A 20,706-nucleotide genomic window follows, 5' to 3' on the forward strand; every position below is an offset into this window, starting at 1 on the left:
TATGCAGCTCCTTATTTCAACAGAAATAGTCGTAAATTCAAGTTCAAGTCTATTCGTGCGTGTCTTTTTCAGAAACTGCTGGCAAGAGAATGTGTTATATGGGTAACGATGCAAGAGCGCATGTTTATGCGGTTATCATGGCAGGTGGAATTGGTAAAAAACTGTGGCCTCTTTCAAGAAAAAAAATGCCAAAGCAGTTTGTTGATTTGCTGGATGATGGAACGATGATTGCCAAAACGGTACGGCGCATCTCCGGTCTGGTGCCAGAGGAGAATATCTTTATCATTACCAGCGAAATGGGTCGCACACTGCTCTCAGCTTCCCTTGGCAGTTTTCGTCAAGACCATATCATTGTTGAGCCTGCCAGTCGCAACACAGCTCCCTGTATAGCTCTTGCGACGGCACATATCAAAAAAAGGGATGTGGATGCTGTTACCATTGTGCTTCCTTCTGACCATCTCGTTCTTGACCAACAGGCATTCATCAAAGTTGTGGAGGCAGGCATTGAGATAGCCAGCGAAAAAAAAGGGCTTGTAACCATCGGTATTAAACCCGACAGGCCGGAAACCGCTTATGGCTATATTCAGGCTGATGCTGAACTGCCACTTCCTTCCGTTCTCTCAGACAGTTCTGACTTCATGCTTTTCAAGGTAAAGGCTTTTGCAGAAAAGCCGGATGCTGCAACGGCAGTTGAGTTTCTGGAAAGCAAAGATTTTTACTGGAACAGCGGGGTCTTTATCTGGCATATTGATGCAATATCACGGGAGTTTGAGCGCTCTATGCCGGAATTATACAAGGATCTTCTTGCCATCTATGACAGCCTTGGAACGGAGAGTGAACAGAAGGTCATTGAAGATGTCTACTCATGGATTCATCCTCTCTCCATTGATTATGGCATCATGGAGAAGGCCGAAACGGTTTTTGTGCTGACGGGAGAATTTGGCTGGACTGATCTTGGCTGCTGGGACGAGGTACTCAAAGTCGCCGGCGACCGGAGTGTTTCTGCCGGAGATGTGCCTGACAACCGCCTCGTCCAGATTGATTGCGACAATAATTTTATCAAGAACAGTTCAGGCAAAGTTGTCTGTACCATTGGAATGCATGATATCATTATTGTCGTCACCGATGACGCACTTCTGGTCTGCAGCAAAGGGAAGTCATGCCATGTTGGTGACGCTGTCGATACCCTCCGGCGCGAAGGGCTTGAAGAATATCTTTAAACGCTGGCTCTCTTCGACCAACTGGCACCCTCTTTGGTATCCTTGATTTCAATTCCGGCAACAAGGAGCTGGTCGCGGATTTTGTCGCTGAGGGCGAAATCCTTGCTCTTTCTGGCTTCAGCCCGCAGGTCAAGCAGGATATCCATTACGCCATCAAGTCTTTTGCCATTCAGTTCCTCATTTCTACTACCGGATTGGTTATCGTGCTGAAGAATGCAGAGAATTTCCCTTCCGGCCAGGTCAAGAAAAGCTGCAGCTTCTTGCTGAGGAAGTTCCGAGATACTTTCGGTACGATCAAGAGCCGCGTTGATTGATTTTGAGAGGTCGAAAAGAACAGAAATCGCAATGGGGGTGTTGAAATCATCATCCATCGCCTCGGTAAAGCGTTGAATAAATGGGGCCGTATCAAAGTCACCGCTACCCGGAGTCTGTTCCCGGAGTCGTCTTTGGGTCTCACGGAGTTTTTCAAGACCGGTCTGTGAAGCGCGTATCGCTGCGTCCGAAAAGTCAAGCGGAGAGCGATAATGCGACTGCAGGATAAAGAATCTGATGACCATCGGATCGAAGCTCAAGAAGAGATCTTTGAGATTGATGAAGTTTTTCAGGGACTTCCCCATTTTTATCCCATTGACCGTCACCATGTTATTGTGCATCCAGAACCTCACATAGGGTTTCCCGGTGACCGATTCTGACTGGGCAATTTCACAGTCATGGTGAGGAAACTTGTTCTCCATCCCCCCGCCATGAATATCGATTGTCTCGCCAAGATATTTCATCGACATTGCAGAACATTCCAGATGCCAGCCCGGATAGCCGATACTCCATGGAGAGTTCCATTTCATCAGATGCCCCTCTTCAGCCTTTTTCCAGAGCGCAAAGTCGGAAGGGTGCTGCTTTTCAGAGCGTACTCCCACCCTGATACCCGATTGCACCGCCTCCTGGTCCGTTCGTCCCGAGAGTTTTCCATATCCCGGAAACGACTCCACCGAGAAATAGACGTTGCCATGCACCTCATAGGCGTGACCGGCATCGATGAGTCGCTCAATCAGTTCAATCTGCTCAGGAATGTGAGCTGTAGCCGCAGGAGCGATATTGGGACGGAGCACCTCCAGTTTGTCCATATCCTCATAGAAACTTCGTGTATAGAACTGCGAAATCTCCATGGGATCTGTTTTTTCGAGAAGGGCCTGCTTCGATATTTTGTCTTCACCCTCATCGGCATCATCGGTCAGGTGGCCCACATCAGTAATGTTCTGCACATATTTTACCCGGTAGCCGCTATGGCGCAGCCAACGAACGACCACGTCAAATGAGACATAGCTTTTTGCATGACCGAGATGGGCATGACCATAAACAGTCGGTCCGCACACATACATGGTAACAATCGGTGGATGCAGGGGTTCGAATTTCTCTTTTGTTCTGCCGAGGGAATTATAAATGAAGAGTGACATCTTCTGTTGTTCTGCCTTTTTCTTTATGGTGGAGTGAGGATGCTGAGCTTGAAATAGTCCGGTGAAAGTTAAACATTTGGGTTTTTAACGCAAGGTTTTTAGCTTCCTTTTTTGTGCCTCTTTTTTTGTGACCGCTCTTTTTGTATGAAAATTGTCAATACCGCCTTTCACATCAGTGTTTCCGCTCTTTCAGGGCTTCCGGAAGATTCCTTTCCTGAAATCGTTTTTGCAGGAAGATCCAATGTTGGAAAATCAACACTCCTTAACTCTCTGACGGGGGTTAAAGGTCTCGCAAAAACCAGCGCAACTCCTGGAAAAACAAGACTGATCAACTACTTTCTGATTAACCGGGATGTTTATTTTGTTGACCTTCCCGGTTATGGTTATGCAGCCGTAGGTCATGCAGAGAAGGCCCTCTGGGGCAATCTCCTCTCCTCCTATATCATTCAACGGCGGAGCATTTCGCTGGTCGTGCTGCTTTTGGACTCCCGTCATCCGGCCATGCAGTCTGACAGGGCAATGATCAGCTTTCTTGAGTCTCATGATCGGCCCTACGGCATTGTTCTGACCAAATATGACAAACTTACACAAAAGGAAAAGGTACAGACTGGTCGTATTATGGAAAGTTGCGCTGCTAAAGCCAAATTTATTGTAAATTATTCATCTTTTTCAGGCAAGGGAAAGAGTGAGCTTCTGGCTCATTTTGATCAATACATCTGTCAATAAAAACAATCGTCGTGGAATCAAAAAAATTCAGGACACCGTCTCAGTCGGCAACCGTTATTGTCGGTACACAGTTCGGTGATGAAGGCAAAGGGAAGCTTGTGGATTACCTTTCGGACAAATATGATATCGTTGTCCGTTATCAGGGAGGAGCGAACGCCGGTCATACCATCTGTTTCGATAACAAAACTGTCGTACTGCACCTTATTCCCTCCGGAATATTTCATAAAGGATGTGTTTGCGTCATCGGTAACGGTGTTGTTATTGACCCTGCAGCGTTGCTTGATGAGATCAGAAAGGTCGAGGAACTTGGTTATGAAGTAACAGGCAGACTGTTTATCAGTCACAATGCCCATCTCATCATGCCCTATCATAAGCTGCTCGACTCCCTGCATGAAAGCGCTCAGGGTGATCAGAAAATCGGTACAACCGGTCGGGGCATAGGACCGAGCTATGAGGACAAGTTTGCCCGCAAGGGAATCAGGGTTGTGGATCTTCTCAATCCAGAGGTACTCAAGGAGAAGCTCCGTGAAAATCTTGCAGCCAAGAACAAACTTTTCAAAAATATTTATGAGAAGGAAGAGATTGATGTCGAAACGATGGTGCGTGAATATGAAGATTTCGACAAGATTATTGATCCTTATGTAACCAATACCCAACTCTACCTGAATCGTCAGCTTCAGGAGGGTAAAACGGTACTGCTTGAAGGCGCCCAGGGCTGTCTGCTTGATGTTGACCATGGAACCTATCCCTATGTGACCTCATCGAATCCAACCTCAGGAGGTGCCAGTACCGGATCAGGCATCGCGCCGAACTACATCGGCAAGGTGATCGGTGTCTGCAAGGCATACATGACAAGAGTTGGAAACGGGGCATTCCCAACGGAACTTCTTGATGAGACAGGGGAACGGCTTGGCAAGATTGGTCACGAGTTTGGTGCCACGACAGGAAGAAAACGCCGTTGTGGCTGGATCGATCTGGTGGCCCTCCGCTATTCGCTTACCATAAACGGCGTGACGGAAATTGCGCTCACCAAGCTTGATGTGCTCGACACCTTTGAGGAGATCAGGATTTGTACCTCCTATATGCTTGATGGCAAGGAGATCCATGATTTTCCGACCGACCATCAGACGCTTTCAAGGGTGACGCCGCTCTATACCACCTTGAAAGGGTGGATGGCATCAAACGCCCATGCCCGCTCCTTCTCCGAGATGCAGCCTGAAGCGCAGAACTATGTGACCTTCCTTGAAGATGAACTTCAGGTTCAGGTTACCTTTATCTCTGTCGGTCCTGGACGCGAAGAGACTGTTTTCAGATAACACTGAAGTTGTTTTGCCATGGCTTTGATGGATATAGCGGTTCTTCCTCTCGACGCAAAAGAGGGTGGTTTCAGCGGCTTTGTTGCCGGTTTGCAGGAGCTGCTTGCCGCCAGCGGTTGCAGTTACCGCCTTCATGATATGGGTACAACGGTTGAAGGGCCTGCGCCCCTGCTCTTCAATCTTGCGCTCAAGCTTCATGAGTACTCGTTCAGTCAGGGTGGCAGGCGCGTTTATACGGTCATGAAGATCGATGACCGCCGGGATCGGGCAGTTCGCCTTGGAGACAAGAGTGCCTCGGTCAAAGCGAAAATAGTCCCGACAAGGGAGCCGGGAGAGTAGGGGGATTAGTGAAAAATATTTTATCTTCACATGGTCTTTACGTTTGACCTCTGTAATACAGTTTATTGCGGGCAGTAACTCTCAAAAGAAAACATTCATGATGCAGGTTCCCGGAGATATTCAGGTAATCAAGGAAGATAACGTTACACACAGTTTTTGTGGCCTTGCCTGTGTTGGATGGATGTATCAGAAGATCAAGGACAGCTTTTTTCTTATTCTTGGAACGCACACCTGTGCCCATTTTCTGCAGAATGCGCTCGGCATGATGATCTTTGCCAAGCCGCGTTTTGGTATTGCGCTCATGGAAGAGGGTGATCTTTCGAAGCAGGAGCCAAGCCTTCAGGATATTATCAGTGAAATCATGGCCGATCACCATCCGTCCGTAATTTTTCTGCTCTCTTCATGTACCCCTGAGGTCATGAAGGTTGACTTCAAAGGGCTGGCCCATCTGCTCAGTACACCGGATGTACCAGTACTTTTTGTTCCGGCAAGTGGTCTGGTCTACAATTTTACCCAGGCTGAAGACTCAGTCCTTGCCGCTCTTGTACCTTTCTGTCCCGAAGCCCCGGCAGGTCAGAAAAAGGTGGTTTTTCTCGGTTCCGTCAACGATGTAACGGCCGACGATCTGAGGGCAGAGGCCGAAGAGCTTGGGATTCCAGTCGGTGGCTTTCTTCCTGAATCCCGTTTCGACAAAATGCCGGCTATTGGCCCCGATACCGTCCTTGCTCCGATTCAACCCTATCTTTCACGGGTTGCCGTCAAACTTTCCCGTGAACGGGGATGCAGCGTTCTTCATTCACTCTTTCCGTTCGGCCCCGATGGAACCAGAGCCTTCTGGGAGGATCTGGCCCGTGAATTTGGCATTACCGTCGATCTTCGTGATCGCGAAAAAGCTGCGTGGGAGAAGATCCGCAGCCAGACAGAGCTTCTGAAGGGCAAAAAGATCTTTCTGACTGCCGACACCATGATGGAGCTGCCACTTGCGCGTTTTCTTCATAGTGCAGGCGCCGATGTGGTTGAGTGCAGCAGCGCCTATATCAACAAAAAATTTCATGCGCGTGAACTTGAGGCACTTGATGGCGTTCGCGTTGTCGAGCAGCCGAACTTTCATCGCCAGCTTGAGGATGTTCGGCGTATCAAGCCCGATTTGATCATTACCTCGCTGATGACAGCAAACCCTTTTGTTGGCAACGGTTTTGTTGTGAAATGGAGCATGGAGTTCATGCTGATGTCCATTCATAGCTGGTCGGGAGTTATTACCCTCGCGAACATGTTTGTTTCACCGCTCCAGCGCCGCAGCAAGCTGCCAGCGTTCGACAAGGAAGTCTGGCTTGAAGGTGTCATGCCAAGCGCTGAATAATTCACCGTCATGAAAATGCAATAAACAAACAACACAAGAGTATGCGCTTAGCTTTCTGGCTCTACGAGGGCACCGCCCTTCACGGTATCAGCCGAGTAACCAACAGTATGAAAGGGGTTCACACCGTTTATCATGCTCCCCAGGGGGACGATTACATTACGGCAACCTATACCATGCTCGAGCGAACCCCACAATTTCCCGGCTTATCGATCAGTGTTGTTCGTGGAAGAGACCTTGCCCAGGGAGTATCAAGACTACCCTCGACACTCCAGCAGGTCGAACACCATTACCATCCTGAACTTATTGTCATCGCACCGAGTTGCAGCACAGCCCTTCTTCAGGAAGATCTCCATCAACTTGCAGCCCACTCGGGCCTGCCGCAGGAGAAAATTCTGGTCTATGCGCTCAACCCATTCAGAGTATCGGAAAATGAGGCGGCAGATGGTCTGCTGACCGAACTGGTCAAACGTTTTGCTTCTCCCCAGGAGAAAACAGCACAGCCATCGGTGAACCTCCTTGGCTTTACCTCGCTCGGATTTCACTTGCGTGCCAACCTGACCAGCATCCGTCGCATGTTGCAGACGCTTGGCATTGCGGTCAATGTTGTTGCTCCCTGGGGAGCCAGCATCGATGATCTCCGGAAACTTCCAGCCGCCTGGCTCAATATTGCCCCTTACCGTGAGATCGGTTCAACGGCAGCGGAATATCTTGCTGATGCATTCGCTATGCCAGCGCTTTATGAAGCCCCGATCGGAGTCGAACCTACCCTTGCATGGCTTCGCTCCCTGATCGAGAAGCTTAACGCAGCGGGCGCTGAACGGGGAGTTGCTCCGATTGTCATGCCGCAACTCAACGCATTCTCGCTCGACGGCCTGAGCGCTCCAAGCGGTGTTCCCTGGTTTGCCAGAACTGCCGATATGGAAAGTTTCAGCAATAAACGTGCCTTTGTGTTCGGTGATGCCACGCATACCGTCGCCCTCGTCAAGTTTCTGCGTGACGAACTTGGTATGCAGATCATCGGTGCGGGCACCTATCTGGAACGTCATGCCGATTGGGTGCGCAAAGAGCTTGAAGGCTACCTTCCCGGAGCGCTTATCGTAACCGACAAGTTCCAGGATGTTGCACAAATTATTGATGATCAAATGCCGGATCTGGTCTGCGGTACGCAGATGGAACGGCACAGTTGCCGCAAGCTCGATGTTCCCTGCATGGTGGTCTGTCCACCGACCCATATTGAAAACCACCTGCTTGGCTATTATCCCTTCTTTGGATTTGATGGAGCTGATGTTATTGCCGACAGGGTCTATCTTTCCTGCAAACTCGGTTTGGAAAAGCATCTGATCGACTTTTTCGGTGATGCGGGTCTTGAGTACGAAGAGCCCGAAGTATCCGCCCCTTCTGAAGAACCTGTGGCACTCTCCGTCGCCCCTAATGATCATCCTTCACCGGAGGCTGCAGCAGAGGCTGTAGTGATTGCAGAGGAGGGAGAGATGAAGTGGAGCGATGAGGCTGAAACCATGCTGAAAAAGGTACCCTTCTTTGTCCGTAAAAAGGTCAGGAAAAACACCGAAACTTTTGCCCGCGCGAGTGGTGCATCCATGATCTCCGTTGATGTGTTCCGACAGGCAAAAGAGTCGCTGGGTGGTTAAGATTTTCTATCAATCATATTCTCTGTTATCATTATGAGTTTAGTTTTAGCGGTATATGGCAAGGGCGGCATAGGAAAAAGCACCACAAGCGCCAACATCTCAGCGGCACTTGCCCTGAAAGGCGCCAAGGTACTGCAGATCGGCTGCGATCCCAAGCATGACAGTACCTTCCCCATTACAGGAAAGCTGCAGAAAACCGTTATCGAAGCTCTTGAAGAGGTTGATTTTCATCATGAGGAGCTCAGCGCGGAAGATATTATCGAGACCGGTTTTGCCGGTATTGACTGTCTCGAGGCTGGCGGCCCTCCCGCCGGAAGCGGCTGCGGCGGATATGTAGTCGGTGAATCCGTTGCCCTGCTTCAGGAACTCGGCCTTTATGACAAATATGATGTCATCCTGTTTGATGTACTTGGCGACGTTGTCTGCGGTGGTTTCAGTGCCCCGCTCAACTATGCCGACTATGCAATTATCATTGCAACCAACGATTTCGACAGTATTTTCGCAGCCAACCGTCTTTGCATGGCTATCCAGCAGAAAAGCGTACGCTACAAGGTCAAGCTTGCCGGAATTGTTGCCAACCGGGTTGACTACGTCACTGGTGGAGGCACCAATATGCTCGATCAGTTTGCTGAAAAAGTGGGAACCAAACTGCTTGCCAAAGTGCCCTACCACGAACTGATCCGCAAAAGCCGTTTTGCCGGAAAAACCATGTATGCCATGGAGGATACACCGGACAAGGAAGAGTGCCTCAAGCCCTACAACGAAATTGCTGATTTTCTCATTCAGGAAAGTCCTATTGCTTCGGTACCTGTACCAATCGGCGACAGGGAGATCTTCAAAATGGTCAACGGCTGGCAGTAATCTTGCTTCTTTAAGATTTTATAGGTCATATGAGTCTCATGACCTATAGGACTCATAAGATCACTAAGATTATGAAAACCTCCGACCAAACCTTTTTACCGCCTCATGGTAACTACCGTAACCTGCTCTCTTACCAGAAGGCGGAGGTGGTTTATGACCTTACCTTTCGCTTCTGTAAGCGCTTTTTGATGCGGGGTGACCGTACTATTGACCAGATGGTACAGGCGGCACGTTCCGGTAAACAGAATATCGTTGAAGGCAGTAAAGCCTCAGTTACTTCAAAAGAGATGGAGATCAAGCTGACCAATGTGGCACGGGCCAGTCTTGAAGAGCTTTTGGAAGATTATCGGGATTTTTTGCGGGTACGTGACGGTAACATTTGGCAGAAAGAGTCTAAAGAGGCCCGTTATGTCAGAAAACTGGGCAGCAAACCTCAGGAGAACTTTGAACGCTATCGGGAATTTGTTGAAACCCGTCCGTCAGAGGTGGTGGCCAATATCGCCATTTGCCTGATTCACCAGACAAACTATCTCCTTGATCAGCAAATTCGACGACTGGAAAAGGATTTTCTTAAAGAGGGCGGCCTTCGTGAATGCATGACTCGTGCCCGACTGCAGGCACGAGAGCAGCAAAAAAACCGGGGGTAAAAGGTACTGAAGAAAGGTTGCTTTTTTATAAGTCTTATGAGACTATACGAACTATAGGACTTATAAAAGCAGCTCTTTCCTTTGAAAATTCAGATTTCGCACCGGTAATGGCATCGGATGTTTCCGTTTTCCTTGCGGATATCAGGTTTGATTTTCGTTGTCGGGTTGACCAGTTCCTGCAGGAGGGCGGTGAAGGTGCCGAGGTAAAAGTTACCAACGACCTGGTGGGAAGGGAAGGTTACCTTGACAGTTATTTCGGGTGGGCGATTCATGGTGTAGCTGAATTCGCCACTGCCAGCAAAAGTCCATGCATTTTTACTGATGGCAAAGAGGAATAGTCTGAATGCCGGACGGGGTGGCAGGAGCTTAACTAATTGCTGGAAGATGCCGGGAATGCGCACCTTCAGGAGGTAGCGGGCTGTTCTTTCTCCGGACTCTTTAAGGATACCGGAGGTTGCTGTGTCACCAATCTCTTTCTGCAGCGCAATGACGAGGGAGTGAAATTTAGCCTCTTCAACCATCTCTTTCGGGAGGTTTCCGACAAGGTATCCCTGACCGATTTTGCGGAGCATGGCTTCAGATTTTTTTTTGCCATAGGTTGTTTCAAGCGCTGCAACGGTCTGGATGATGGAGTTCGGCCCTATTTTGGAAGGTGTGCTCATTATGCAAAAATAATCATTGTTTGTTACCTGGAAGTGATGATGCGAATATCGATATGCTCTGTTGTCCATCGAGGTCGTACCGTTACCTTTTCCGGATAATATCCGAATGGTTCTGCGGCTTGAAATGGCTCAAGAGAACCGTGGTTCCGTTGCCTTTGTGGTTCGGGCTTTTTGGTGCCGGAAGGGACAAATGCGCTGACAGTATAGCTGCCGGGAGGGAGTTCGGGGAAAGAGTAGTGCCATGTTTCGTTCCGGTCACGCACTGCGATGGTGCTGTACGATGCCGTCAGGCTTGATGCCTCAACAACCACATATTGTCCGGAAGCAAAGCATTTTCCTGAGAGCGCTCCAGTTTCTGTAAGGCTACCTGTTTTCACGGCTGGTCTGGAGAGAAATCTGGCAGTATCGTTGTGCTTTCCGGAAAGCATGAAGAGCAGGTCGGAAGAGCCAGAGGGAACAATTGCCCTGCTGCAGAGTCCGATCTCCTCTGTTGCAGTATTATAGCGCAGATCATTGTTTCGGTCGTTGACAGCAACAATTCTGTACGATCCTGCTGCCATGTGCCTCAACGAGAAGAGTCCGGATGGCTCTGCCTGTATAAAATAATCCGGTTCTCTCTGCAGCAGGTTTCTTGCTCCGACATGTTCCGGGAGTTCCGTAAAAGCAAGTATCAGGGCATTCGTGGCTGGGGAATAGTCGGCATTGATCACCTTTCCGCTGATGGTTCCACGGTTGATAACAGCTCCGGTTGAAAATGCCAGGGTATACGGGGCTTGCAAGGTGTGTCCACTATGATCGCTGAGCTTCTTGTCGAGGGTGAGGATGTAGGTTTTGCCCGGTTCAAGTGGTTTGAACCCTTTTATTATCGCTTTTTTTCCATCAACAGTTATATCGCAGTCGCCGATTGGTGGAGAAATAACGAGTGCATTGAGCAGTTGCCGTCCGGTAATCTCATGGTTGAAGGTCAGTTGTATCGACTCAGCCGAAACATTTACGGCTGATGGTGCAGGGTCGGAAAAGATCACCTGCAAAGGAGTTGTGTCAAGAGGGCCGCCCGACGGTGGTCGATCAGAAGCGCACCCGCTGGCAAGCCAGAGCAGGAGAATAAGAAACACCTTCATGATAGGGGAGCTGCTTTGCATGAAAATCCTTCGACTCCTTGGTAAATATACGGGAAGAGAGGCTTGATTGTATGTGTCTGTGAAAATTCGTAAATTAAAAACTAATGTAGTTCTATGAAAGCTTTTCATGAAAAATTATAGATTGAGTGTCATATAGATGTCCAGACGAAATTTTAAAGTTCTTTATGTCTCCGGTGAAGTCTCTCCTTTTGTAAGAATCAGTCCCCTTGCTGATTTTATGGCATCATTCCCCCAGGCTATCGAGGAGGAAGGATTCGAGGCCCGCATCATGATGCCGAAGTACGGTACTATCAATGACCGCAAGTTCCGGTTGCATGATGTTCTGCGTCTCTCCGACATTGAGGTTGATCTCAAGGAGAAAGTTGATTTGCTGAACGTCAAGGTTACGGCCCTGCCTTCAAGCAAGATTCAAACCTATTTCCTGTATAACGAAAAATATTTTAAGCGTAACGGTCTTTTTACCGATATACACAACGGAAGTGATTTGAAAGGCAGTACCGACAAGGTTGTTTTTTTCAATGTTGGAGTACTTGAAACTCTTCAGCGGCTGGGCTGGAAACCTGATATTATCCACTGTCACGACTGGCATGCGGCTCTTATTCCACTTCTACTGAAAACAGTCTATGCCTCTCATGAGTTTTTCAGGGATATAAAAACGGTTTTTACCATTCACAATATTTACCGTCAGGGGATTCTTCCCATGAAGGCATTCCAGAAGCTGCTTCCCGAGGAGGTCAGCTCTGCCCTGCATTGCAGCAACGATGAGGTGAATATGCTCTATACCGGCGTTGAACATGCAGACCTTCTGACGACGACGTCAAAAGTTTATGCCGAAGAGATTGTGCATGATGGCCTGCAGACCTATGGTCTTGGACGGGTTCTTGAGGAGCATCAGGCAAAGTTTTACGGGATACTCAATGGTATCGACAGCAGGCAGTGGAACTCTGCGGCGGACAAGCTTATCAAGAAACGGTACAGCCTCGAGCATATGGATGGCAAGCTCGACAACAAAAAAGCGTTGCTCGAGGAAGCTGGCCTTCCTTACACGGAAGGAACTCCTGTAGTGGGGGTGATTCTCAATTTTGACGAGTTTCAGGGAGCAGAACTCTTGCAGCAAAGTCTTGAGCAGCTTGCAGCCCTCGATATACAGCTTATTATCAGCGGTTCAGGTGACAAGAAATATGAAAAAGTGTTCCAGGATTTTGCTCTGGAGCATCCCGAGCAGGTGAGTGTTCATGGTGAATATTCGGACTCCTTTTTTCATCTTGCCATTGCGGGTCTCGATATTTTGCTCATGCCAGGTATGATTGAGTCATGCGGCATGATTCAGATGTTTGCCATGAACTACGGAACGATACCGGTTGCCTATGCTGGCGGAGGGATTGTTGAAACCATAGAGGAGCGGGACGAAGAGAGTGGTTCCGGCTTTATTTTTCACGACTATTCAGCCGAGTCGCTTGTCGGCAAGCTTGAAGAGGCTCTTGCCTGTTTTCATGATGAAGAGAGCTGGCAGCAGATTGTGATGACAGCCATGACCCGCGACTTTACCTGGAAAAAATCGGCAGAGGAGTACGATCAGTTGTACCGTGAACTTCTTGAACCATAGGCAGAAAAATGGCGCAGACAATAAAGGTTCTCTTTCTCGATCGTGACGGCACCATCAATCAGGATACTGGTTCCTACGTTTTTTTGAAGGAACAGTTGAAACTGATTGATCGTGCGGACGATGCCATTGCACTTGCCAAAAGTGCCGGGTTTCGGATTGTTCTTGTGAGCAATCAGGCGGGGATTGCCAGGGGGATCGCCACCATCGCCCAGGTTGAAGAGGTGAACCGCTACCTCAATGAGCTGCTTGCGCTCAAAAATGCCAGTTTCGATCGCTCATACTACTGTCCCTTTCATCCCGCATACCCTCATCCGGAGTATGACCGTTTTGCCGAGTTCCGCAAACCGGCAACCGGTATGGTTGAACTGGCCATCAATGATTTTCTGGCAGAAGGGCTTATTGTTGATAGAAGTGCATCGTTTTTTGTCGGAGATAAAACGCTTGATATCGAGTGTGGCCTGCGTGCCGGACTTCGACCAGTGCTGGTTCGAACCGGCCACAATGAAGAGGCGCTCTGTATGACCCAGAACATCATTCCTGAATTTGTAGCTGACGATCTCTATAAAGCCGTTACGGAGCATATTCTTGCCATCTCCTGATCGCCCTTTACTCCCTTGTGTCACACCCCTCAGCTTATGCTGACTCTTTATCTCCATATTCCATTTTGCAAAGCACGCTGCTCTTATTGTGACTTTTATCTGGTTACGGGCAGAGGGCATATCAGCGACTTTTTCCGTGCACTCTCTCTTGAAACAGCATCCCGGTTAACAGATCTGAAAGGAGAGACGGTTGGCGCCATTCATTTTGGAGGAGGCACTCCCTCAATGGTTCCCGTGAGCTATCTTGCCGCATGGCTTGAAGAGGTTGCTGCCTTGTGCAGTTTTTCTCCTGAAATCGAAATAACCCTTGAAGCCAATCCTGAAGATCTTGATAAAAAGAAGATGGAGGAGCTTCGGGCAGCGGGGATAACAAGGCTCAGCATCGGCGTTCAATCCTTTACAGCCGAAAAGCTGCAGGCTCTTGGTCGGGCGCATACGGCATTGCAGTCCCGACAGGTAACAGCAGCCGCACTTCGTCTGTTTGAGTCGGTCAGTGTTGACCTTATTTGCGGGGTACCCGGAGAGAATACTGTGATGTGGAAGAGCGATCTGCATGAGGCTCTGGCACTGCGCCCGCACCATGTGTCGGTCTATATGCTCTCGGTTGAACCGAAGACCATCCTCCATCACAGGGTAGCAAAAGGGAGTGTTACCGTACCGGATGATGCCGTGCAGGCAGCATGTTATGAGCATGCCCAAAGTGAACTGCAGCTTCAGGGCTACAGCCATTACGAAGTATCCAATTTCTGCTTGCCCGGACATCATTCCCGCTATAACCTTGCGAGCTGGAAGCGTGAGCCATACCTTGGCTTTGGCCCCTCTGCACACAGTTTTTCTGTTTCTCAGGAGCGTGAGATTCGTACGGCAAACGTCTCAAGCCTTACACGATATCTTGCAGCTCCTGCAGACGCAGTTGTTTTTCGTGAAGAGCTTTCGGCTGAAGAACGCTTTACGGAACAGGTTTTTCTTTCACTTCGAATAAACAGTGGTCTGGATGTTGATTTTTTGCGAAAAGGAAATAAATTAGAGCACACTCTTTCACAGACCATTGCCCGATTTTCAGAAAAGGGATGGATAGAGCAGCAGGAAGGATCTCTATATTTGACTCAGAAAGGTTTTTTGTTTGTCGATCTCATTGCCGGGGAGTTTCTTTTCGGGTAACCCAATATTTCAGAGCACGTTTCACGTATGATACACCGGACGATTAACCGCACGCTTGCCGTCTCTCTTTTTCTTGCTGCTGAAATTTTATATCTCCGTACCATGGCTCCCACCTTTTCGTTCTGGGATTGCGGGGAGTTTATTGCCACAGCTTATACCCTCGGGATTCCTCACCCTCCCGGAGCGCCGCTTTTTCTTCTGCTTGGGCGTCTTTTTTCCATGATTCCTTTTTTCGGTGATATTGGCGCGAGGGTTAACTTGATCAGCACACTCGCCAGTGCCGCAACCATCATGCTGACCTACCTCATCACGGTAAGGCTGATCATCATGTATCGCAAACGTGATCCCGACCTCTGGAGCCCGGCTGAAAAAGTATCGGCTTACGGTGGAGCTGTTATCGGCGCTCTTGCCCTTGCCCTCTCCGACAGTTTCTGGTTCAACGCTGTTGAAGCTGAGGTTTACGCACTCTCTTCGCTTTTTACAGCATTGGTTGTCTGGCTCATCCTCCGCTGGTATGAAGAGGAGCCAAAACCCGGTCATGAACGGTGGCTCTTGCTTGTCATGTACATTATTGGCCTTTCGATCGGTGTGCACCTGCTCAGCCTGCTTGCCGTTTTTGCTGTTGCACTGGTCTACTACTTCAAAAAATATGATGTCACGGTTAAATCTTTTGCCCTGCTTATGGTCGCCTCATCGGGGCTTTTTTTCCTGATCTATATTGGAATTATCAAAGGGCTTCCGATTCTGCTGCAACTGACCTCATGGTGGGGATTTCTCCTTTTCCTTGCCCTGCTTGCCTATGCCACGTGGTATTCGCACCTGCATCGCAAGGCGCTCATGAACACCCTTCTGATGTCGCTGTTTCTGATCATTATTGGGTATACCTCCTACGGCATGATCTTCGTACGGGCGCAGGCAGGCCCACCCATAAACGAAAACAATCCCTCCTCGTCCGAAACCTTTTTCTCGTACCTCAACCGTGATCAGTATGGTGATATGCCGCTCTGGCCGAGACGGTGGTCAACCGAGCCGGTACATCAATATTTTTACCAGCACTACTCAAGTGATCTCGACTATTTCCTCACCTACCAGATGCAGAAGATGTACTTCCGCTATTTCGGCTGGCAGTTCATCGGACGTGAAAACGATATGGAGGGTTCAGGAGTGGACTGGTCGGTGCTCTGGGGTATTCCTTTTCTTGTGGGAGTGGCTGGAGCGATCACCCATTTCAGGCGCGAGTGGAAGATGGGGCTGGTTGTTACCGCGCTTTTTGTGCTGACCGGAGCAGCGCTTGTTATCTATCTCAACCAGACAGAACCTCAGCCGAGAGAGCGGGATTACAGTTATGCAGGCAGTTTTTTTGCCTTCGCCCTCTGGATAGGAATAGGTGTTGAGAGTATCTGGCAGTGGCTTGCAAAGCGGTCGAAGTCTGGCGTTCCCGGAAACCAGATGCTGTTTGCCGTGCTTACGGTTACAGCCGGTTTGCTTTTTATCAACGCCCGGATGCTGCAGGCAAACTACCGGGTGCACGACCGCTCGGGAAACTTTGTTCCTTGGGACTGGGCATGGAATATGCTCCAGAGCTGTGAAAAAGATGCCATACTGTTTACCAACGGAGATAACGATACCTTCCCTTTGTGGTACCTGCAGGAGGTCGAACGGATCAGGACGGATGTTCGTGTCGTCAATCTGAGCCTTGCCAATACCGGTTGGTATCTCGACCAGTTAAAAAACAGCAGCCCTCGCGGAGCAAAGCCGGTGGCGTTCACCATGAGTGACGGTGAAATTGCCGGTATTACCTATGTACCCATTGATTCTGTTGATGCCGAGCTTCCCTCACAGGATGCCCGTCAGCAGCTCCTGCGTAATGCCCGTCTCCACGGCCAGTCGCTCCCCTCAGAACCACTTGGCACCATGAAATGGCTCCTCAAGCCTGGATTGACCTACGATGGCCAGGGCTACCTTCGGCCACAGGATATTGCTGTTTATGAGATTCTGATGAACAACTTTTCCCGGCGTCCGATCTACTTTGCCCTGACGGTTGATCCCGAAAGCATGATTGGTCTTCAAAATTACCTCCGTCTTGATGGCCTTGCCTACCGGGTCGTTCCGATTAAAAGCGTCGATCCGATGAGCTATGTAGATTCTGCGCTGCTCTACAGAAACCTTGTTGGGCTCTATCGCTACCGAAACCTTAATAATACCGCCATTAACCTTGAAGAGACCTCAAGGAGGCTTTGTGGCAACTATACGCCTCTGTTTGTCCGCCTTGCCCTTGAACTGGCTGCCGAGCCTGAAGGCCAGCTTACCATACCGGATGCTTCGGGAAAGGAGAAGATTTACCATCGGGGAGCGCTTGCGCTGCAGGTTCTTGACACTTCGTCCAAACTGCTTCCTCTTGCACAGTATCCCCTGAACCCCGAACTTGCAGGATCCGTGATCGCACTCTATGTCCGTCTTGGTGAAAAGCAGAAAAGCTCACCGTATATTAGCTATCTTGAAAAACTAAGCCGTCAGTCATCATCGCTTTCTGATCCTCGCCTCTTCTATGTTCTTGCAAGGGCCTATCGCGATATTGGCAGAAATGAGGATGCGAAACGCATTATTGTATTGCTTGCCAGAGAATTGAAACAACCAGGACTGGTAGACGAGTTTGAAACCATGAAGTAACTAACACTATGCAAAGCACTATTCATCCAACTGCCGTGATTGGCCAGAGTGCCATTCTCGGAGAAGGCGTTACCGTCGGGCCCTTTACGGTCATTGAGGACGATGTTGAAATTGGTGATGGCACCATCATCTGGCCTCATGTCCATATCGCTTCAGGCGCTCGAATTGGTTGTGACTGCAAGATCCATTCCGGAGCTGTGCTTGCCAATGAGCCTCAGGATCTCAAATTTTCCGGAGAGAAGACCTTGCTTTATGTTGGCGACAGAACGGTTATCCGGGAGTGCGTTACCCTTAACCGGGGCACAAAGGCGAGCGGTAAAACGGTGATCGGTTCTGATAATCTCTTTATGGCCTATTCGCATGTCGGTCATGACTGCGTGATCGGCAATCATGTGGTTGTGGCAAATTGCGTTCCCTTCGGTGGCCATTGTGTGGTTGGTGACTATGTCGTTATCGGCGGTCTTGCCGCAGTGCACCAGTTTGTCCGCATTGGTCGCTTTTCCATGCTCGGTGGGCTTTCAAGAATTACGCTTGACGTTCCTCCCTTTATCATGGCCTCAGGAAATGAAACGTTCCGCTACGAGGGGCTTAACGCCATTGGCCTGAAACGGCGAGGCTTTACCTCTGAAAAGATCACCCTCATTAAAGACGCCTACAGGATTCTCTTTCAGTCGGGTCTGTTGCTTGCCAATGGCCTTGAAAAAGTGAAATCGGAACTTCCCCAGGAACCCGAAATTCTTGAAATTCTTGACTTCTTTGCATCAGGCGTCCATGGCAGGAAGTTTGTCAAGCCCTTCAAAAACTGATAGTTAAAAGAAAAAAAATATGTCCCGTTGGGCAATTGGTGTCGATCTCGGAGGTACCGGAATCAAGGCTGCAATCGTTGGTGAAGAGAGTGGAATTCTGACGAAACAGAGAGCTCTCACCGATACGGTGTCCGGCCCGACAGGGATCGTCGGGCAGCTTGCGGCTATTATTACCGATCTTTACCATGTTGCTTCCGAGACACTTGATGTTGCTGATTTTGCTGGTGTCGGATTAGGGGCGCCGGGAGCGGTCGATGCCGAGAAAGGCATACTGAGCTACCCTCCCAACCTTCCTGGATGGACGGTCTTTCCCCTGCGTGACGAACTGCAGAAGCTGCTGCGCCAAAAGGAAGAGCTTTCAATTCCGGTTTTTCTCGATAATGATGCCAACGTTGCAGCGTTCGGCGAAGCGGTCTATGGCGCTGGCCGTGAGTTTCGCGATTTTCTCATGGTGACCCTCGGAACCGGTGTTGGAGGAGGAATTGTTCTCAACAGGAAGCTTTATCGAGGCCCTCATGGAACTGCCGGTGAGGTTGGCTTCATGATCATTGATTTTGAAAGTCCCATTTTTCACGCCGATATATGCGGGACGCTTGAGAGCCTTATCGGTAAAAAGGCAATTGTAGCTCTTGCCTGTAAAATGATCAAGGCGAGCAAGTCAGATTCCCGTCTTGCTCGTCTGTATAACCGCGATCATAGCAGGATTTCACCACGCAAGCTTGAACATGCAGCTTTGTCAGGAGATGCTGTTGCTCTTGCGGTATGGGAGAGGGTTGGTACCATTCTTGGCGTAGGGCTTGCAAACGTTACCGCTCTGATGGATATCAGAAAATTTGTGATCGGCGGAGGAATTGCCGCCGCCGGAAACCTTGTCTTCGATCCTGCCCTCGACCAGCTCAGGCGCTCAACCCTTCCCTCCATGCATGAAGGGCTGGAACTGGTGCCGGCGCATCTTGGCAACAAGGCTGGTATCTATGGCGCAGCAGCATTATGCTTCGGCTAACCATCCGGAGATTATCTCATGCTTGAGCAGCAGCTTCATCTTCTCTTTCCCCATGTTTGCCTTATCTGCCGCAAACTGTTGCTTAAGGGAGAAGAGTACTGCTGCAGCTCCTGCCGGGCCAAATTTGATCCCTTCACTACTCCCCGGGCGGCAGAAGAGCTGCTGCGTCGTACCATCGCGGAACATTTTGATGAAACATTCCTGTTTGAACGGGGCTGGTGCCGTTACCAATTTCATAAAAAAAGCCCGCTGCAGCAGCTCCTTCATGCCATGAAATATGAAGGGCTCTACAATCTCGGGAACAGTTTCGGGCGCCAATTGGGAGAGTGGATCTCATCCGGAGCGGATACAGCGGATATCGAGTGCATTGTGCCCGTTCCGCTCCATCGGCTGAAAAAAATCGAACGATCCTATAACCAGGCAGAAAAAATTGCCGAAGGCATAGCGCAGTCGCTGCAAAAACCATTACAGAGAAAACTTCTGGTACGGAAACGCTACACCGTGTCGCAGACCGGACTTTCTGCTGCAGAGCGGAAAAAAAATCCCGAAGGGGCCTTTCAGGTTGCAAAAGGTGTTGTAGGCCGTCATGTGCTGCTTGTGGATGATGTGATCACAACCGGAGCAACCATGGCGGCAGCAGCCTCGGCACTGCGCGAGGGCGGGGCTGAACGAATCTCTCTTGCCGCAGTTGCTTTAGCCATCAAGGAGTAAAAAACGTATGGAACTCTTTTATACCTCGACCCAACATATTGATCTTGATGCAAGGAACCTTGTGGTTGATGGTGATGAATTTCATCATCTCGTTCGGGTTCTGCGGAAAAAAACAGGAGAGAAGATTCTGGTCACTGATGGCAACGGTCTGCGTTGCGAGGCCAGCATTGCGGAGATTGGCAAAACGTCGTTCACTGCTGACATTCTTGCCTGCAGCCGAATTGATCGGCCAAACACTGAAGTGACCGTTGCCCTCTCCCTGCTCAAGGCTCCCCAGCGATTTGAACTCTTTCTGGAAAAAGCGACCGAGCTTGGAGTCTCCACCATCATTCCCATGCTCACGGCGCGGACGCTCTCCCATCCATCAAATGAAAAAGTGCAGGGCAAGCTTAACCGCTGGAGAACCATCATGCTTTCAGCAGCCCGGCAATCAAAACGCCATTATCTGCCACAGCTCACTGAGCCGCTCACCTTTAAAAAAGCTGCGGCGCTTCAGGGTTATGATCTCAAGCTTATTCCCTATGAACTTTCAGAGGCCCCTCCAAAGGTGAAATGCAGCGGCAAAAAAATCCTCTTTCTCATTGGTGGTGAAGGCGGATTCACTGCCAATGAAATCGAGGAGGCCCGTGCCGCTGGTTTCAATGAACTCTCTTTTGGAAAAACAATTCTCAGGGCCGAAACCGCCGGAATTTTTGCAGTCGCATTGGTTCGCACACAGCTCCTTGAAGAGGAGCGCATCGAGTGGTTTTAAGGCTTTACAAGGCTCATAAATAAAAC

19 protein-coding genes are annotated in these 20,706 nt (G+C 49.5%); 16 read left to right on the forward strand and 3 right to left on the reverse strand.

What is annotated here, in order from left to right; genetic code table 11:
• Positions 1 to 98 precede the first annotated feature (98 nt).
• Positions 99 to 1,220: a mannose-1-phosphate guanylyltransferase gene (locus AC56AD_RS01565; RefSeq protein ID WP_012507147.1), complete on the forward strand. Its 1,122-nt coding sequence runs from the start codon at positions 99 to 101 to the stop codon at positions 1,218 to 1,220.
• Here AC56AD_RS01565 and cysS read toward each other — a convergent pair.
• Positions 1,217 to 2,671 (reverse strand): cysteine--tRNA ligase, encoded by a 1,455-nt coding sequence (gene cysS / locus AC56AD_RS01570; protein WP_012507148.1) that lies wholly within the window; start codon positions 2,669 to 2,671, stop codon positions 1,217 to 1,219. The two genes, AC56AD_RS01565 and cysS, sit on opposite strands and share 4 nt — an antisense overlap.
• Positions 2,672 to 2,815: 144 nt before the next feature.
• Here cysS and yihA point away from each other — a divergent pair, with 144 nt between their 5' ends.
• From yihA to AC56AD_RS01605, 7 genes are all read left to right on the forward strand, one after another.
• Entirely contained in the window at positions 2,816 to 3,397 is a 582-nt protein-coding gene (yihA, locus tag AC56AD_RS01575) for a ribosome biogenesis GTP-binding protein YihA/YsxC (protein ID WP_012507149.1), read from the forward strand.
• Between the two features lie 11 nt (positions 3,398 to 3,408).
• Positions 3,409 to 4,713, forward strand: a complete 1,305-nt coding sequence (locus AC56AD_RS01580; protein WP_012507150.1) for an adenylosuccinate synthase — start codon at positions 3,409 to 3,411, stop codon at positions 4,711 to 4,713.
• Between the two features lie 18 nt (positions 4,714 to 4,731).
• Entirely contained in the window at positions 4,732 to 5,052 is a 321-nt protein-coding gene (locus AC56AD_RS01585) for an MTH1187 family thiamine-binding protein (protein ID WP_012507151.1), read from the forward strand.
• Between the two features lie 97 nt (positions 5,053 to 5,149).
• A complete protein-coding gene (gene bchN, locus AC56AD_RS01590; protein WP_012507152.1) occupies positions 5,150 to 6,412 on the forward strand; it encodes a ferredoxin:protochlorophyllide reductase (ATP-dependent) subunit N in 1,263 nt (420 codons plus the stop codon).
• 41 nt (positions 6,413 to 6,453) lie between these two features.
• Entirely contained in the window at positions 6,454 to 8,061 is a 1,608-nt protein-coding gene (locus AC56AD_RS01595; protein ID WP_012507153.1) for a ferredoxin:protochlorophyllide reductase (ATP-dependent) subunit B, read from the forward strand.
• 33 nt (positions 8,062 to 8,094) lie between these two features.
• The gene (bchL, locus tag AC56AD_RS01600; protein ID WP_012507154.1) at positions 8,095 to 8,922 is read left to right on the forward strand and encodes a ferredoxin:protochlorophyllide reductase (ATP-dependent) iron-sulfur ATP-binding protein; all 828 of its coding nucleotides are present in this window, start codon (positions 8,095 to 8,097) and stop codon (positions 8,920 to 8,922) included.
• Between the two features lie 71 nt (positions 8,923 to 8,993).
• Positions 8,994 to 9,569, forward strand: coding sequence for a four helix bundle suffix domain-containing protein (locus AC56AD_RS01605; protein WP_041526381.1), 576 nt, complete (start codon positions 8,994 to 8,996; stop codon positions 9,567 to 9,569).
• 89 nt (positions 9,570 to 9,658) lie between these two features.
• Here AC56AD_RS01605 and bchJ read toward each other — a convergent pair whose 3' ends face one another.
• Both bchJ and AC56AD_RS01615 read right to left on the reverse strand, forming a co-directional pair.
• Entirely contained in the window at positions 9,659 to 10,231 is a 573-nt protein-coding gene (bchJ, locus tag AC56AD_RS01610; protein ID WP_012507156.1) for a bacteriochlorophyll 4-vinyl reductase, read from the reverse strand.
• A gap of 23 nt (positions 10,232 to 10,254) precedes the next feature.
• The gene (locus AC56AD_RS01615; RefSeq protein ID WP_041526382.1) at positions 10,255 to 11,352 is read right to left on the reverse strand and encodes an Ig-like domain-containing domain; all 1,098 of its coding nucleotides are present in this window, start codon (positions 11,350 to 11,352) and stop codon (positions 10,255 to 10,257) included.
• 157 nt (positions 11,353 to 11,509) lie between these two features.
• Between AC56AD_RS01615 and AC56AD_RS01620 the strand changes: the two genes are divergently transcribed.
• Genes AC56AD_RS01620 through AC56AD_RS01655 form a run of 8 tightly spaced genes read left to right on the forward strand, consistent with a single transcriptional unit; the run spans position 11,510 to position 20,680 of the window.
• The gene (locus AC56AD_RS01620; protein WP_012507158.1) at positions 11,510 to 12,979 is read left to right on the forward strand and encodes a starch synthase; all 1,470 of its coding nucleotides are present in this window, start codon (positions 11,510 to 11,512) and stop codon (positions 12,977 to 12,979) included.
• Between the two features lie 8 nt (positions 12,980 to 12,987).
• Complete coding sequence (locus AC56AD_RS01625; RefSeq protein WP_012507159.1) at positions 12,988 to 13,578, forward strand: D-glycero-alpha-D-manno-heptose-1,7-bisphosphate 7-phosphatase; 591 nt, start codon at positions 12,988 to 12,990, stop codon at positions 13,576 to 13,578.
• A gap of 36 nt (positions 13,579 to 13,614) precedes the next feature.
• Positions 13,615 to 14,739, forward strand: a complete 1,125-nt coding sequence (hemW, locus tag AC56AD_RS01630) for a radical SAM family heme chaperone HemW (RefSeq protein WP_012507160.1) — start codon at positions 13,615 to 13,617, stop codon at positions 14,737 to 14,739.
• 27 nt (positions 14,740 to 14,766) lie between these two features.
• Positions 14,767 to 17,409, forward strand: coding sequence for a glycosyltransferase family 117 protein (locus AC56AD_RS01635; protein ID WP_012507161.1), 2,643 nt, complete (start codon positions 14,767 to 14,769; stop codon positions 17,407 to 17,409).
• Positions 17,410 to 17,417: 8 nt separating this feature from the next.
• A complete protein-coding gene (lpxA, locus tag AC56AD_RS01640; protein WP_012507162.1) occupies positions 17,418 to 18,215 on the forward strand; it encodes an acyl-ACP--UDP-N-acetylglucosamine O-acyltransferase in 798 nt (265 codons plus the stop codon).
• 19 nt (positions 18,216 to 18,234) lie between these two features.
• A complete protein-coding gene (locus AC56AD_RS01645) occupies positions 18,235 to 19,218 on the forward strand; it encodes an ROK family protein (RefSeq protein ID WP_012507163.1) in 984 nt (327 codons plus the stop codon).
• An 18-nt stretch (positions 19,219 to 19,236) separates the two neighbouring features.
• A complete protein-coding gene (locus tag AC56AD_RS01650) occupies positions 19,237 to 19,929 on the forward strand; it encodes a ComF family protein (protein ID WP_012507164.1) in 693 nt (230 codons plus the stop codon).
• A 7-nt stretch (positions 19,930 to 19,936) separates the two neighbouring features.
• The gene (locus AC56AD_RS01655) at positions 19,937 to 20,680 is read left to right on the forward strand and encodes a 16S rRNA (uracil(1498)-N(3))-methyltransferase (protein ID WP_012507165.1); all 744 of its coding nucleotides are present in this window, start codon (positions 19,937 to 19,939) and stop codon (positions 20,678 to 20,680) included.
• The last annotated feature ends 26 nt before the right edge of the window (positions 20,681 to 20,706 follow it).

The organism is Pelodictyon clathratiforme (assembly GCF_982375515.1).

Bases quoted from the DNA above. Each gene is read 5' to 3' on its own strand.
- bchJ (WP_012507156.1), bottom strand. From the start codon at position 10,231: ATGAGCACACCTTCCAAAATAGGGCCGAACTCCATCATCCAGACCGTT.
- cysS (WP_012507148.1), bottom strand. From the start codon at position 2,671: ATGTCACTCTTCATTTATAATTCCCTCGGCAGAACAAAAGAGAAATTC.
- lpxA (WP_012507162.1), top strand. From the start codon at position 17,418: ATGCAAAGCACTATTCATCCAACTGCCGTGATTGGCCAGAGTGCCATT.
- hemW (WP_012507160.1), top strand. From the start codon at position 13,615: ATGCTGACTCTTTATCTCCATATTCCATTTTGCAAAGCACGCTGCTCT.
- AC56AD_RS01645 (WP_012507163.1), top strand. From the start codon at position 18,235: ATGTCCCGTTGGGCAATTGGTGTCGATCTCGGAGGTACCGGAATCAAG.
- AC56AD_RS01655 (WP_012507165.1), top strand. From the start codon at position 19,937: ATGGAACTCTTTTATACCTCGACCCAACATATTGATCTTGATGCAAGG.
- yihA (WP_012507149.1), top strand. From the start codon at position 2,816: ATGAAAATTGTCAATACCGCCTTTCACATCAGTGTTTCCGCTCTTTCA.
- AC56AD_RS01620 (WP_012507158.1), top strand. From the start codon at position 11,510: ATGTCCAGACGAAATTTTAAAGTTCTTTATGTCTCCGGTGAAGTCTCT.
- bchL (WP_012507154.1), top strand. From the start codon at position 8,095: ATGAGTTTAGTTTTAGCGGTATATGGCAAGGGCGGCATAGGAAAAAGC.
- AC56AD_RS01650 (WP_012507164.1), top strand. From the start codon at position 19,237: ATGCTTGAGCAGCAGCTTCATCTTCTCTTTCCCCATGTTTGCCTTATC.
- AC56AD_RS01565 (WP_012507147.1), top strand. From the start codon at position 99: ATGGGTAACGATGCAAGAGCGCATGTTTATGCGGTTATCATGGCAGGT.
- AC56AD_RS01585 (WP_012507151.1), top strand. From the start codon at position 4,732: ATGGCTTTGATGGATATAGCGGTTCTTCCTCTCGACGCAAAAGAGGGT.
- AC56AD_RS01625 (WP_012507159.1), top strand. From the start codon at position 12,988: ATGGCGCAGACAATAAAGGTTCTCTTTCTCGATCGTGACGGCACCATC.
- AC56AD_RS01595 (WP_012507153.1), top strand. From the start codon at position 6,454: ATGCGCTTAGCTTTCTGGCTCTACGAGGGCACCGCCCTTCACGGTATC.
- bchN (WP_012507152.1), top strand. From the start codon at position 5,150: ATGATGCAGGTTCCCGGAGATATTCAGGTAATCAAGGAAGATAACGTT.
- AC56AD_RS01605 (WP_041526381.1), top strand. From the start codon at position 8,994: ATGAAAACCTCCGACCAAACCTTTTTACCGCCTCATGGTAACTACCGT.
- AC56AD_RS01615 (WP_041526382.1), bottom strand. From the start codon at position 11,352: ATGAAGGTGTTTCTTATTCTCCTGCTCTGGCTTGCCAGCGGGTGCGCT.
- AC56AD_RS01635 (WP_012507161.1), top strand. From the start codon at position 14,767: ATGATACACCGGACGATTAACCGCACGCTTGCCGTCTCTCTTTTTCTT.